General features: G+C 63.2%; 15 protein-coding genes. 6 read left to right on the top strand and 9 right to left on the bottom strand.

Annotated features, from left to right (window positions below):
- Positions 1-3 precede the first annotated feature (3 nt).
- From ACI77I_RS27275 to ACI77I_RS27265, 3 genes are all read right to left on the bottom strand, one after another.
- Positions 4-2,190, bottom strand: coding sequence for a response regulator (locus tag ACI77I_RS27275; protein ID WP_406999301.1), 2,187 nt, complete (start codon positions 2,188-2,190; stop codon positions 4-6).
- A 172-nt stretch (positions 2,191-2,362) separates the two neighbouring features.
- The gene (locus tag ACI77I_RS27270) at positions 2,363-3,214 is read right to left on the bottom strand and encodes a CAP domain-containing protein (RefSeq protein ID WP_094952346.1); all 852 of its coding nucleotides are present in this window, start codon (positions 3,212-3,214) and stop codon (positions 2,363-2,365) included.
- A gap of 81 nt (positions 3,215-3,295) precedes the next feature.
- A complete protein-coding gene (locus tag ACI77I_RS27265) occupies positions 3,296-4,510 on the bottom strand; it encodes an MFS transporter (RefSeq protein ID WP_406999299.1) in 1,215 nt (404 codons plus the stop codon).
- 114 nt (positions 4,511-4,624) lie between these two features.
- Between ACI77I_RS27265 and ACI77I_RS27260 the strand changes: the two genes are divergently transcribed.
- Positions 4,625-5,509 (top strand): LysR family transcriptional regulator, encoded by an 885-nt coding sequence (locus ACI77I_RS27260; RefSeq protein ID WP_406999297.1) that lies wholly within the window; start codon positions 4,625-4,627, stop codon positions 5,507-5,509.
- 56 nt (positions 5,510-5,565) lie between these two features.
- The gene (locus ACI77I_RS27255; protein ID WP_094952349.1) at positions 5,566-6,231 is read left to right on the top strand and encodes a GNAT family N-acetyltransferase; all 666 of its coding nucleotides are present in this window, start codon (positions 5,566-5,568) and stop codon (positions 6,229-6,231) included.
- Between the two features lie 61 nt (positions 6,232-6,292).
- Here ACI77I_RS27255 and ACI77I_RS27250 read toward each other — a convergent pair whose 3' ends face one another.
- A complete protein-coding gene (locus ACI77I_RS27250) occupies positions 6,293-6,895 on the bottom strand; it encodes a TetR/AcrR family transcriptional regulator (protein WP_094952350.1) in 603 nt (200 codons plus the stop codon).
- A gap of 77 nt (positions 6,896-6,972) precedes the next feature.
- Here ACI77I_RS27250 and ACI77I_RS27245 point away from each other — a divergent pair, with 77 nt between their 5' ends.
- Positions 6,973-7,572, top strand: coding sequence for an NAD(P)H-dependent oxidoreductase (locus tag ACI77I_RS27245; RefSeq protein ID WP_094952351.1), 600 nt, complete (start codon positions 6,973-6,975; stop codon positions 7,570-7,572).
- Between the two features lies 1 nt (position 7,573).
- Here ACI77I_RS27245 and ACI77I_RS27240 read toward each other — a convergent pair whose 3' ends face one another.
- On the bottom strand, positions 7,574-7,963 hold the full coding sequence (locus ACI77I_RS27240; protein WP_094952352.1) for a hypothetical protein: 390 nt from the start codon (positions 7,961-7,963) through the stop codon (positions 7,574-7,576).
- A gap of 32 nt (positions 7,964-7,995) precedes the next feature.
- Positions 7,996-9,252, bottom strand: a complete 1,257-nt coding sequence (locus ACI77I_RS27235; RefSeq protein WP_406999294.1) for a 3-phosphoshikimate 1-carboxyvinyltransferase — start codon at positions 9,250-9,252, stop codon at positions 7,996-7,998.
- 330 nt (positions 9,253-9,582) lie between these two features.
- Here ACI77I_RS27235 and ACI77I_RS27230 point away from each other — a divergent pair, with 330 nt between their 5' ends.
- Positions 9,583-10,212 carry a lytic polysaccharide monooxygenase auxiliary activity family 9 protein gene (locus tag ACI77I_RS27230; RefSeq protein ID WP_083358232.1) on the top strand — a complete coding sequence of 210 codons (630 nt, stop codon included), beginning with the start codon at positions 9,583-9,585 and terminating at the stop codon, positions 10,210-10,212.
- Positions 10,213-10,218: 6 nt separating this feature from the next.
- Here the strand turns inward: ACI77I_RS27230 and ACI77I_RS27225 are convergent, their stop codons facing one another.
- Together ACI77I_RS27225 and ACI77I_RS27220 are read right to left on the bottom strand one after the other, a co-directional pair.
- Entirely contained in the window at positions 10,219-10,773 is a 555-nt protein-coding gene (locus ACI77I_RS27225; protein WP_094952354.1) for a UPF0149 family protein, read from the bottom strand.
- 59 nt (positions 10,774-10,832) lie between these two features.
- On the bottom strand, positions 10,833-10,964 hold the full coding sequence (locus ACI77I_RS27220; protein WP_256589287.1) for a hypothetical protein: 132 nt from the start codon (positions 10,962-10,964) through the stop codon (positions 10,833-10,835).
- A gap of 192 nt (positions 10,965-11,156) precedes the next feature.
- Between ACI77I_RS27220 and ACI77I_RS27215 the strand changes: the two genes are divergently transcribed.
- Together ACI77I_RS27215 and nudC are read left to right on the top strand one after the other, a co-directional pair.
- Positions 11,157-11,969 carry a crotonase/enoyl-CoA hydratase family protein gene (locus tag ACI77I_RS27215; protein ID WP_242155915.1) on the top strand — a complete coding sequence of 271 codons (813 nt, stop codon included), beginning with the start codon at positions 11,157-11,159 and terminating at the stop codon, positions 11,967-11,969.
- Positions 11,970-11,974: 5 nt separating this feature from the next.
- Positions 11,975-12,808, top strand: coding sequence for an NAD(+) diphosphatase (gene nudC, locus ACI77I_RS27210; RefSeq protein ID WP_094952356.1), 834 nt, complete (start codon positions 11,975-11,977; stop codon positions 12,806-12,808).
- Here the strand turns inward: nudC and ACI77I_RS27205 are convergent.
- Positions 12,776-13,555: a TSUP family transporter gene (locus tag ACI77I_RS27205; RefSeq protein ID WP_242155916.1), complete on the bottom strand. Its 780-nt coding sequence runs from the start codon at positions 13,553-13,555 to the stop codon at positions 12,776-12,778. The genes nudC and ACI77I_RS27205 overlap by 33 nt on opposite strands.
- Between the last annotated feature and the right edge of the window lie 107 nt (positions 13,556-13,662).

The following is a 13,662-nucleotide window of genomic DNA, read 5'->3' as shown; positions in this document are numbered from 1 at the left end:
GGCTCAGTCGCGTTGCATCGATTTGGCCAGCGCACGGGCCACTTGGTCGGCGGAGTAGGGCTTGGCCAGGAACTCGACGCCTTCGTAGCCACTGTCGGCCAGCTCTTCGCTGTAGCCCGAGGTCAGCACTATCGGCAAGTCCGGCCGCCTCTGGCGCAGCAGCTTGGCCATCGCCACGCCGGTCATGCCCGGCATCACCACATCCGAGAAAATCGCGTCGAACGCCATCCCGTCGGGCCCGGCCAGCGCCAATGCCTGTTCGGCATCGGTGGCCCAGGTGGTCTGGTAGCCGAGGTCCTGCAGGATCTGATTGGCGAAACGGCCGACTTCCAGGTTGTCTTCCACGATCAGAATATGGTGCATTGCCGTGTCGTGGGTTGGGTTGCAGTCTTCCTGCGCCAGGCTGGGTTGCTCCGCCGCCGGTTCCGCTTCAGGCAGGTACAGGGTAAACACACTGCCCTGGCCCAAGTGGCTGGCTACATCGACATTGCCGCCGGACTGCTTGGCAAACCCGAACACTTGCGACAAGCCCAGGCCCGTGCCTTTGCCCACGGCCTTGGTGGTAAAGAACGGCTCGAAAATGCGCTCGACGGTGTCGCCGGGAATCCCGCTGCCGGTGTCCGCCAGCGCAATCGCCACAAACGGCTGATGGGCTTCGGCATCGCCCCGGATACGCGGCAGCGCCGCCAGCGTTGCCACGCGCAGTGTCAGGGTGCCTCGGCCCTCCATGGCATCGCGGGCGTTGAGCGCGATGTTGATCAGCGCGGTTTCAAACTGGCTGGGGTCGACGCGCACATAGCAAGGCTGGCCGGGCAATTGAGTCTGCACATGGATACGCGCACCGGTCACGCTTTCGAGCATTTCGCCGATGTTCTTGACCCGCAGGCACACATCGAACACTTCCGGGTTCAGCGGTTGGCGGCGGGCGAAGGCGAGCAACTGGCTGGTGAGCTTGCTGGCGCGCTCGACGGTGTCCGAGACGGCGCCCATGTAGCGTTGGCGCCGCTCTTCGGACAGCCCGGGCTGGCGCAGGAAGTCCACCGAGGAGCGAATGATCGTCAGCAGGTTGTTGAAGTCGTGGGCCACGCCGCCGGTCAACTGGCCGATGGCTTCGAGCTTTTGCGACTGATGCAGCGCCGCTTCGGCCTGGGTCAGGGCGCTGGTGCGTTCTTCGACGCGCTGCTCCAGGGTGGCGTTCAGCTCGGTAATGGCCGCCAGGCCCTCGCGTACGGCGGCGTCGGCGCGCACCCGTTCGATATGCGCCCAGGAGCGCTCGGTGACTTCCCTCACCAGGGCCAAGTCATAGGGCGACCAGACGCGCGCGAACTTGTGATGCACGGCCATCAGGGCGGTCAGGCGCCCGTCTTTGATCAGCGGGAAACACGCCGTCGCCGTGACGCCCAAGGTCTGGTAGCAGGCGGACTCCTCGGGCGTGCACTCCACGCGGTTGTCGCCAATCACCAGCGCTTCACCGGCGTTGAGCTGTTTTATCGCGTGTGCGCCGAACGAGGCCAGGCTGTACCGCCCGACGATACTTGGCGAGCCGGGCGCCGCCCAATTACCGCGAATGGTGAAGCCGTCTTCATCGGCGTCCATATCGGCATAGGCGCAATTGGACACATGCAGGTGTTCGGCCAACAGGCGCGTGGTGGTGGTCATGATGGATTCGGCGTCGGTGGCGTTGGCCACCGCGCTACCAATGGCATCCAGTACGGCCAGGCGACGGGCGAGAAAGACCGTGGCGGTGGTTTCTGTGACCGTATTGAGCATGCCGACGACCGTGCCTTGCGGGTCGCGCACAGGGCTGTAGCAAAACGTAAAGTACGCTTGCTCCGGGCCATTGCCACGCTCAATCACCAGCGGGTAGTTTTCTACGTAGGTCGCATTGCCTTGAAAGGCAGCATTGGCGAAGTGGCTCACTTCGTCCCAGACTTCACGCCAGGTGTCGCTGAAAGCACGCCCCAATGCGTAGGGCTTATCGCCCAGAATAGGGATAAACGCATCATTGTAGAGCGTGATCAGGTGCGGGCCCCAACTGATGGACTGGGGGAAGCTTGAGGCAAAACACAGCGCAACGGTGGTTTTGAGTACATCAGGCCATTGTTCCAATGGACCTAATGGCGTACTTGCCCAATCATGCTGGCGAACTCGCTCGGCCATGTCGCTGCTGCTTTGCAGCCAATTCATCATTGGGTGAACACCTTGTTTTCCAGAGTCTTTAGCGTGCCTGAATGCCTCAGGTATCAAGCTACTGACCCGGTTGACCGCTGCCAGTTCAGCGCAATTATCGCCTAGATGGCAATTTGATTCTCCCTCCGTTTGGATAGATTGCGCTCGGCGGAGTTCGGCGCCTGCTCACGCCCTACTGCGCGCCGAATAAACCGGTCCAATAAATCCCCGCGTCACTCTTCGGGTCCATGGCATAGGCTGCGCCCAACTCGCGAAATTGCGGGTTCATCAAGTTGGCGCAATGGCCGGGGCTGGCGAGCCAGCCGTCCACCACTTTGCGCGGGGTGTCGAGGCCGGCGGCGATGTTTTCACCGATGTTTTTTGCGATGTAGCCGGCCAGCTCCGCGCGGTCGCCCGGGGTGCGGCCATCGTGGTCGAGGTGGTCGAAGAAGTTGCCGTTGGCCATGTTGCGTGTGTGGCTGTTGGCGGCATTGGCCAGCTCATCGTTCCACGACACCGGCGTGGTCGCGGTAAACGCCTGGGTGCCGCACTGGCGCGGTTGCGCGCGCGCGGTGTTGATCAGGTTCAGCAGTTGCTTGCCTTCGGTCTGCCAGTCGCCCAGGCCGCTGGTCAACAACGGGCGCGCGAGCACGATGCGCCAATCCTGGCCGCTGTTGCTTACGCCGATGTCGACAAATTGCGGGTCGAGCACTACGCGGCAGAAACTTTCGCGCACGGCCTTCATCGCCGCCTCGGCATTTTTGGGGCCGGACAGGCTGATGGCTTGCACATTCACCATCGGGTACGCGGCCCGCGCCAGCGCTTGCTGCAAGTCGCCGACATTGGTGGCCGGCAGCACCAGCCGCGTGTCGTTGGCCAACGGTGGCAGTTCCTGGGAACCCTGGTTACCGCAGCGCTGCACCTGGCTGCGGTACTGATTGATCTGTTGCACCAACTGACTTTCTTCATTCGCCATCGCGCTGGCGCAGAACGCCAAACTGGCGGCCAGCGTCGTAAGACCCATCATCAATGACAGCACGCGCATGGACATTACCCTTGAGCTTGAAAGTGCCCATGATGCGCGATGTAACCCGGTCTGGCGCAACGCCTTTTTTGTTTTTTTGCCTCAACGGGTGTTCTGCGCGCCGTTCTCGGCGCTGTGGCGGCGCCAGGCAAAGGTGCTGGCGGCGATGATCAGGGCCAGTGCTGCGGCGAAGGTCACGTGCAGGCCATTAGCCACGGTTTGCGCCGCTGCGCGGGTGACATCGGGGCTGGCCCAGGCAAACACAGCGCCCAGGGCCGAGGCACCGAAAATCAGGCCCAGGTTGCGCGACAGGTTCAACAGGCCGGAGATCGTGCCCCGGCGTGACGCGTCGACATCGCTCATGACCGCCGTGTTGTTGGCGGCCTGGAACAGGCTGTAGCCCATCGTCAGCAGCACCAGCGCGGCAAGGTACGCCACCAGGGCGCTGACCAGCGACAGCGCCAGGGCGCCGACGGCCATGAGGCCCAACCCCGCGAGCGTCATGCGCTGGCTGCCCAGGCGCTCGGTGAGGTGGCCGGCCGGCACACCGGTGGCCGCTGAAACGCACGGCCCGACGGCCATCGCCAGGCCCATCCACGCCGCCTCAAGCTCCAGGCCCCGGGAAAGATAGAACGGGCCGACCACGAAGGTGGTCATGATTACTGCCGATACCAAGGTGCTCATCGCCAGGCCTGCGCGCAAGGCTGGGTCTTTCAACGGCAGCCAGAATGCATTGCCCGAGGCCGACGTGCGGCCTTGCTGATCTGCCGGCAAATACCGCCAGGCGAGGGTGGCGGCCAACAAACCCAGAGGCGCGCCCACTAGAAACAACGCGCGCCAGCCCCACAGGCTGAGCAGCACGCCGCCGACGCTGGGGCCCATGGCGGTGCCCACCGCCGACATCGTGCCGAGCAGGCCCATCACACGCCCGGTGCGTTGCGCGGGCACGGTGTCGCCGACCAAGCCTAAAGTCATCGCCATCATGCTCGCTGCGCCCAGCCCTTGCAGGACGCGCGCGGCAACGAGCCATTGCAGTGAAGGTGCGGCGCCGCACAGCGCGCAGGCCACGGCGAACAGCAGCAACCCGGCGAGCAACAATCGGCGCCGCCCCAGACGGTCGCCCAGGCTGCCTGCACTGACAATCACCGCCGTGATCGCCAGCAAGTACGCCAGCACCACCCACTGCACCGCGTGAAACGAGGCATCAAACGCCTGCGCCAGGCTGGGCAGGCCGACATTGGCAATGCTGGTGCCGAGGGCGGCCAGCAGCATGGACAGGGACAGGCTGATAAGTCGGCCTTTTGATGAGGTGTGCATGGGGCGATTCCTTGAGTGAACGCAGCTGTCGCCAATCTACGTCCTCGCCTACTATGGCGGAAGGCGCAGGGTTTGCAGCCTATACGTGCATCAAACGCTTTATGAGGATTGCCCATGCCCGATCTCAACTTGCTGATCACCCTGGATGTGTTGCTGACCGAAGGCAGCGTCGCGCGTGCCGCCCAGCGCCTGCGCCTGAGCCCATCAGCCATGAGCCGGGCACTTGCACGCTTGCGCGAGACCACCGGCGACCCCTTGCTGGTGCGGGCCGGGCGCGGCCTGGTACCGACGCCGCGTGCATTGGCACTGCGTGAACAGGTCAGCCGGCTGGTGCAGGAGGCCCAGGCGGTGCTGCGCCCCGTGCAATCTCTGGACATGGGCCAGGTTGTGCGCACGTTCACCCTGCGTGCCAGCGAGGAGTTTGTGGAGAACCTCGGCCCGGCCTTGCTGGCGCGAATCGCCCACGAGGCGCCCGGCGTGCGGCTGCGCTTCGTGAATAAGACCGACAACGACTACGCGCTGCTGCGCGAAGGCAGCGTCGACGTGGCCATCGGCGTGGTCGACCCCAGCGCCAGCCCCGAAGTGCTGACCCAGGCGCTGTTTCGTGATCGCCTGGTCGGCGTGGTGCGCAGCGGCCATCCCTTGAGCCGGGGCGCCGTCAGCGCCGAGCGGTTTGCCCAGGGGCAGCATGTCTATGTCTCCCGGCGCGGCCTGGCGCGTGGCCAGGTTGATGACGCCTTGCTCGCCTTGGGCCTCACGCGCGAGATCAGCACCCTCGTCGCCGGCTTTGCCACCGCCATCGCCCTGGCCCGCGATACCGACCTGATCGCCAGCGTGCCCGAGCGCTACACCGCCAACCAGCGTGAAGGGCTGTTCAGCTTTGCACTGCCGGTATCCATACCGACGTTCACCGTGGCCATGCTCTGGCACCCGCGCCTGGACGCCGACCTGGCCCACCGCTGGCTGCGCGGTTGTTTGCGCGAGGTGTGCGGGCAATAACGCGGCTGCAACAGGTACAATCGCCGCTGCCTTGACGCGAAACCCCAGGAATTTGCATGTTCAGCCTTACCCGCTATACCACGCCGTGCCCCGAGCCGATCAACAGTCAGATCCTGCAGTTGGTGGTCGATAACCTCACCGACATCAGCAGCGTCGCGCTGGCGCCCAGCAACTTGCTCTACAACATCTACCAGTACGCCATCGGCTTTGAGGTGCACCTGTACTTGGAGGCGCTGGATGGCGCCAAGGGCATTGCCGTTGAGCTGGTAGTGGCGATGGATGAGGACACGGTGATTGGCTTTTGCCTGTACCTGCCGGTGAAAGATGATCCGCAAGCCTGCGGCATCGCGTTCATGGCGGTGCAGGCAGGTAGGCGGCGCCAGGGTGTGGCCCGCGCGATGCTGCAGGACGTGCTGGCGCGCTACCCCCACGCCGAGTTGGCGTGTGCCGTGGAAAAGGTCCCGGCGTTCGCGGCCATGGGCTTTCAGGTACGCGGCGCGCGTGGCACCCAGGTGCTGATGAACACCCGCGATTACGGCACTGATGGCTTGATGGGCGTGCTGGACGTGGCGGCTATCTATAGCTCGCTGGAAGTGCGGCAGATTCACACGTACCTGCTGCAAAAACACGGCAAGCGCGCGATGGTGGATGCGGAGAAGCAACGTGATCGGCATCTCGATCAACTGGCGCGCAAGGTTCAGCGGTTTATCGCTGAACGCTAGTGGCGATCGGGCTGTTGTGGTGAGTGGGCTTGTTGTGGCAAGCCCGCTCGCCACAAATTACTCAAACACGCCCGCGATTGACCATGGCCAGGATCGTCGCCAGTAACTCCTGCTGCGCCTCGTCACGGCTGATCTCGCCGCTGGCCGCCGCCTGCGACAAGGCTTCCGCCGCGCCGAGCATCGCCCGCAACCCGGCCTGGGACACTGTGGCGCCCGGCGCGAACGGCGCCAGGGCAGCGCGGCATTTGTCGAGGAAGATCGCCTCGTACTTGCGCTTGAGGGTTTCCAGCTCTGGCGAGCTGCTCAGCGCGGCGATCACCCCCGGAATTTCCCGACCTTGCAGCAACACACAATCGACATAACACGCGGCGATCACCTGCGCGCGCTCATCCAGCGTCGCGCCGCTGGTGTCGAGGGCCTCGGCAAACACCTGGTTCTGGCGCCCGTCGAAGTCTTCATACAGCGCGGCGAGCAGCCCCGCGCGGGTGACGAAATGGTCATAGACCACCGGTTTGGTAACGCCCGCCAGTTCCGCCAGGCGGCCCAGGGTCAGGGCTTCGGTGCCTTCCTCGCGCACCAGTTGCCAGGCCACATCGAGCAACTGGCGCAGGCGATCCTCGCGTGTAAGGCGGCGGCGTGGGGCAGGGGATTCAGTGCTTGACATGCTTATATACCAAAAGTAACTTAATCGGTGTAACTTACCAAAAGTAGCTTATCCTAAGCCGAAAGGGAGTCCTTGTCATGCACGCACTAATCGTTGTTGCTCATCACGACCCACAATCGCTCACCCACGGCCTCGCCGCACAGGTGGCGGCGGGGCTGACAGCCTCAGGCCACACCTTCGAGATCGCCGACCTCGCCGCCGAAGGTTTCGACCCGCGCTACAACGCCGCCGACCATCGCGTACACCGCAGCCGTGCCACCCCGCCTGCCGACGTGCTTGCCGAACAAGCGCGCCTGGACCGCGCCGACGCCTTGGTTCTCGCGTTCCCGATTTATTGGTGGTCGCTGCCGGCCGTGCTCAAAGGCTGGATCGACCGCGTGTTCGTCAACGGCTGGGCCATCGACTATGGCCCCGATACGCCGGTGGTGAAGAAGCTGCGGCACTTGCAGGTGCACCTGCTGGCGCTCGGCGCGGCGGATGCCGGCGCATTTGATCGCCACGGCTATGCCAAGGCGATGCGCACGCAGATCGACTACGGGATCTTTGATTACTGCGGGGCGCAGGTGGTGACGTCCGAGTTGCTGTTGGAGTCTGAAGGCGGTAGCGCCCAAACGCATTTGCACACGGCGAAAGCCGTAGGGCAGGGGCTGTTTCAGGGCGAGGCTGTAGCGGGCTGATTCAACCTTCGCGAAACAGATCGTGGGCATCCAGCAACCGGTAAGCAATCTCCGGGCGTTTCTCCATGCCGCGACGAATCGCCGCCGGAATGGATTGCCGAGTCTTACGGCACATGCCGGGCAGGTCGTCGATGACGATCTGGATCCCGCGCATGCTTTTGACTTCGGTATGGCCTGGCGCGACATGCACGCGGATGCCCAAAAGTTCGTACATCCGCTGTTGCATGTGTTCCAGGTCTTGCAGGCTCTTGAGGTCTTCGAGGCGTTCGATCAGCTTTTTCTCCTCCTGGCGCGTCAGGTTGAGAATGCGCACGTCGGCGTCGGGTGCCTGCAGCAATTGTTCACGCTCGCAGACACAAGCGCCGGGTGGGCAGGGTTGGCGAAGTGTCATGTGCATTCCCTCCCCATGCCGACGCGGCTGCTTCAGTCGCTCAGCGCGACCCCAAGACTGCCCAAGGCCTTCCAGTATTCAGGGTAGGTCTTGGCCACGCAATCCGGGTCCTGAATGCGGATACCCGCGACTTTCAAACCCGCCAGGGCAAAGCACATGGCGATGCGGTGGTCAGCGTGGGTGTCGATCAGCGCATTGCACGACGTACCGGCCAATGCAGGGTCGCTGGCCACCAGCAGGTCATCGCCTTCGATGGTCGCCAGGCCCGGGCGGATCTCGTTGAGGCCGTCGTGCAGCGCCTGCACGCGGTCGCATTCCTTCACGCGCAGGTTGGCCAACTCGGTGAATCGCACTGGGGTGTTGTTGAAGGCGGCGAGTACGGCCAGGGTCGGAATCGCGTCCTGCATCTGCGAGCCGACCACCGTGGCCTGCATGTTCGGGAACTGGGCGATCACGGCTTGGGCCTTGGCGTCCGGCTGGGTGAAATCTTGCGCGGCGACGCCGATGTCGATGCGCCCGCCGGTCAACACTTCAGCGGCCCACAAATAGGTGGCCGCGGAGGCGTCGGGTTCGATCAGGTAGTCATGGGCGGTGTAGCCGGTCGGGGCCACGCGCCAGGTGGTGTCGTCGACCACTTCGACCTGCGCGCCGAAGGCCCGCATGCAATCCAGAGTCAGGTCCACATAGCCACGGGCGCCGATGTCCTTGCCGGTCAGCGCCACTTCAATCGGCGCTTCGCCGCAGGCTGCAAGCATCAGCAGGGCCGACACGTACTGGCTGGACAAGCCACCATCGATTTCAAAACGCTTGGCTTGGACTTTGCCCACGCCATGCACGGTCACCGGTGGGCAGCCGGTGGGGCTGTCGACGCGGATACCGTTCTGGCCAAGGGTGGCCAGCAGCGGGCCGATCGGGCGCTTTCGCATGTAGTCATCGCCGTCCAGCACCACGGTGCCTTCGACCGTCGCTACGGCAGCGGTGAGAAAACGCATGGCGGTGCCGGCATTGCCGAGGAACAACGGCTGCGCAGGCAGTTGCAGCTTGCCGGAGCCGGTGACGACGAAGGTGGTGTCGTCCGGCTCATCGATGGTCACGCCCATCTGGCGCAGGGCCACCGACATGTGGCGGGTGTCATCGCTTTTCAGTGCGCCGCTCAGACGGCTGGTGCCCTTGGCCAGGGCCGCCAGCAACAGGGCGCGGTTGGTAATGGATTTGGAGCCGGGGGGCGCGACCTTGCCGTTCAGGGGGAAATTGGGCGGTGTAACGGTCACGGTTTTCTGCGAACTCAAGGTACAAGGCTCCTGATCAGGGCAAGGTGGCGTGGAGTGGCCGACGGGCGGACCCGAATAATCAGCCAAACACGCCACGCTTGTCGAGCGGGGATCGTTGTACGGCGTGTATTTGCGGCGTGATCCGCGTGTGGACACTGCTTGTAGCTGTATCGCCCTTCACTGGGTAGGACAAACAACCCTACCGATGCAGGGCAAAGGCCTTTACTCCGCGAAACCTGGCCGATGTACGAACTTTCTGAGGGAAGCAGCGGCTGGACAATATCGCCCGGCGAGGTAAGTTCGATGCACGCCCCAAGACGGTGCGTATTCAATCAAGGAGTGACTGAAATGAACAAACCCCAGACGCAACTCAGACACGGCCGTGTCGTGACCCCCGCCAGCCGTGGCTCGGTGGCCGTGGAGCGTGGGCTGCTGGGCAACTGGCAAGTCAACGAAATGGAAGGCGGCAAGAACTTCCCCGCACTCACCGCCGGGCCATTCCCTGCGCCTTACCAAACTGATGACCCAAGCGTCGCGCCACCTGCCGACGGGTATATCTTGAGCGGCGGCAAAACCGATGACCGCGACTGCATCAACTTCACCGACGAAGAAATGAGTAAAAAGCTCAACACCTCGTTCAATTGGCCATTGCTGAATGTCGAAGCCGGCCAGGTGTTTAAGGTGCAATGGGAATACACCGCCGCTCACGTCACCCGTGGTTATCGCTGGCTCATCACCAAAGACGGCTGGGACCCCAAGCAGCGCATCAGCCGCGCCCAATTGGAGGCCAAGCCGTTCTTTGAGGATTTCTACACCCAGGAGCCGTACTACCAGCACGCCGATGAAATGAAGGCCAAGGTCGAGCACCAAGTGACGCTGCCCAAGGGCAAGAAAGGTCGGCACGTGGTGGTGTTGATGTGGATCGTGGCCAACACCGGCAACGCGTTCTATCAGGCGTTTGACCTGGATTTCAAGTAAGCGCTGTTAACGCTGGGCCAACCAGTAATCATGTAGCGCCCGCGCAGCCGGTTCGATTGCACTGACCCGCTGTTGATGGGCGTTTACATCCAGGTCCGCCGGCAATTCGAAGTTGTCTTGCTCGGCGCACCAGGAAATCTTCTCCAGTTGCCCGGCCTGTTCGGCAGGCAATTCGGGCCAGTTGCCGATCGCGGCACCGCGGATATAACCAAAGCACCACTCCTCAGCGAGCGTCACGGCTTGGCCCTGATGGTCGGTTTCGTCGAAGCGCGCCTTGAACGCCTGGGCATCGGTCGCCAGTTGCGCTGCCAGCGTATTCATATGGCGTACGCACAATTCCAGGAAACGCTGGGCCTCTTCCACGCTTTCCCAGTCCGGGTTCTGCCCACCCCAGATCGCCGGGAACCACTCACCGACTTCCACTTGGGCCGGGCTTGAGACCAGCGCGGTGAAGTAGCCGTCGAGTTCGGCCAGGTTCAGCACCGAGTGATCGTCGCCGTACTTGAGCAGGGTTTCTTCGATGAATTCGAAATCGGCGGGGGCGAGGGGTTGGGCGTGCATGGCAATTCCTTTGAGCGTCGAGCGCCGCTGCGGGCGGCTTAAAGCGCGAAGGATGGCGCTTAGGCTGGCTTTTTTCCAGTGTTTTCCCAGTGCTGGCACCGCTTGCTCACGCACACCGAACCCACCACCGCGAGAATGATCGGCACCAGAAAGTCATGGCCGATACGGGTAAATTCTGCCGTGGACGGCATAGGCGGCTCCAGGCAAGGGCCCTGACTGTATAGCCGATAACGCGGGCCTGCGGGGTGAAAGGTATCGGCGCTGCATGAAGCCCGCGCACACAACATTTCATTACGTTTGCCAGTCCCGTTTTTGGCCGATGCGCCGTCGCGCTCCCTTGTTATAGTTCGGGCCTTATCACTCGCCAGTCAGGGATCACTGCCATGTCCGAATACCAAGCTTTCGTCGTCGAACTCACCGGCAACGTTGCCCATGTGCAGATCAATCGCCCGGAAAAGATCAACGCGATGAACGCGGCGTTCTGGACCGAAATCATCGAGATCTTCCAATGGGTCGAAGACACCGATGCCGTGCGCGCTGTGGTGCTCAGCGGTGCGGGCAAGCATTTTTCTTCCGGTATCGACCTGATGCTGCTGGCCTCGGTGGCCAACGCGTTCGGCAAGGACGTGGGCCGCAACGCGCGCCTGCTGCGGCGCAAGATCCTCGAGCTGCAAGCCTCGTTCAACGCCGTCGACAACTGCCGCAAACCGGTACTGGCGGCGATCCACGGCTATTGCATCGGCGGCGCCATCGACCTGATCAGCGCCTGTGACATGCGCTACGCGGCTGAAGACGCGCAATTTTCCATCAAGGAAATCGATATCGGCATGGCCGCCGACGTCGGCACCTTGCAGCGCCTGCCGCGGATTGTCGGCGACGGCATGCTACGTGAACTGGCCTACACTGGCCGCCAATTCGGCGCCGAAGAAGCGCGCAGCATCGGCCTGGTCAATCGTGTGTATGCGGACTATGAAAGCCTGTTGGCCGGCGTCATGGAAATTGCCGAGCAAATTGCCGCCAAGTCGCCGATTGCCGTGACCGGCACCAAGGCCATGATCAGCTACATGCGTGACCACACGGTCAATGATGGTTTGGAATACGTTGCCACCTGGAACTCGGCTATGTTGCAATCCAACGATCTGCGCGTGGCCATCGCGGCCCATATGAGTAAGCAGAAACCCGAATTCGTGGATTGACTGATATGACCCCAGGCTGGATTACCACAACGCTGCTGGACAACGACGCCCCTGGCGGCTGGGCCGTAGCCCGCAGCCGCGAAGGCTTTTTGCATGACACCAACGGCCCGCTGTTCCCGCGCGAATGGCTTAAGCGCCAGGACCTGTCTGTGTTTGCCGAACATGGCATCGGCCACCTCGACGGCGAGCCGGTGTACCTGCTGGAACTCAACTCGGCGAGTGAAGTACCCGGCTGCAGCTGGCAGGGCTTGCGCGGCTTCATGCTGCAAGGCGACCACACGCTGTACAAAGTGCTCGGTTACGCGGCGCAGATTGGCACCTGGGCGCGCGAGCACCGGTTTTGCGGCAGTTGCGGCCAGGCCATGGCCCAGGTGCCACGCGAGCGCGCGATGTATTGCCAGGCCTGCGACCTGCGCAGCTACCCACGCATTTCGCCGAGCATGATCGTGCTGGTGACCCGTGGCGATGAGATTCTGCTGGCGCGCTCGCCGCGTTTTGTCACCGGCGTCTACAGCACCTTGGCCGGGTTTGCCGAGCCGGGTGAGTCGGCCGAAGACTGCCTGATCCGCGAAGTGCGCGAAGAAGTGCAGGTGGAGGTCAAGAACATCCAGTACATGGGCAGCCAGTGCTGGCCGTTCCCGCATTCGATGATGCTCGGCTTTCACGCCGAATACGCCGGTGGCGACATCGTGCCCCAGGCCGATGAGATCGAAGACGCGCAGTGGTTCAACATCCACGAACTGCCGCCGTTGCCGGCGTCACGCTCGATTGCGCGCTACTTGATTGACCTCTACTTGGCCCGTCGTTTAGGCCACGCTGAACCAGTGTTGCCAGGCTAGGCGCACGGTCAGGCCGAGGACCACGGTGATAAACACCGGGCGAATGAATTTGGCGCCGCCGCTGATCGCGCTGCGCGCGCCAAAGAACGCGCCACACATGACCGAGAAGCCCATCGCCAGGCCGACGATCCAGTCTACCGAGCCATTGAAGATAAACACCGACAGCGCCGCCGCGTTGCTGACGAAGTTCATGCTGCGCGCCACACCGCTGGCTTTGACCAGGTCGATGGGGTGCAGCAGCATGGTGCTGACCGTCCAGAACGCGCCGGTGCCGGGGCCGGCCACGCCATCGTAGAAACCCAGGCCGAAGCCTTGGGTGGATTGCCATTTCTTCTTGATCGGTGCGTCGGCGTCCAGCGGCGCCTTGGGCGTGCCGCCGAAGAGCAAATACACACCGCAGGCGAACACGATCACCGGGAGCATTTTGTTCAGGGTTTCGGCGGGCAGGTAGTGGGCGACTATTGCACCGGCGAGGGCGCCGATCAGCGTGCCGACGATGGCGTGCACCCATTGGCGCGGGTGGAACAGCTTGCGCCGGTAGAAGGTGAGGCTGGCGGTGGCGGAACCGAAGGTGGAGCTGAGTTTGTTGGTGCCCAGCACCAGGTGCGGGGGCATGCCGGCGGTGAGCAGGGCCGGCGTGGTGAGCAGGCCGCCGCCGCCGGCGATGGCGTCGATGAAACCGGCGATGAAGGCTACGACGGCCAGGATGGCGAGGGTGGTCAGGTCAACGCTGAGTTCGAAGGGCATGGGCGGGGCTTATAGTTGGCAGGGGGGAGCGAATTGGGTGCGCCTAAGGGCGTTATGGTACCTCTGGCTTTGGGTACATATCCATTTTTGTGGTAACGGCTTCGTAG

Source organism: Pseudomonas sp. D47 (assembly GCF_045447305.1).
GTDB lineage: Bacteria > Pseudomonadota > Gammaproteobacteria > Pseudomonadales > Pseudomonadaceae > Aquipseudomonas.
The sequence above is the reverse complement of the archived record's forward strand: the minus strand, read 5'-3'. Positions and strand labels throughout refer to the sequence as shown.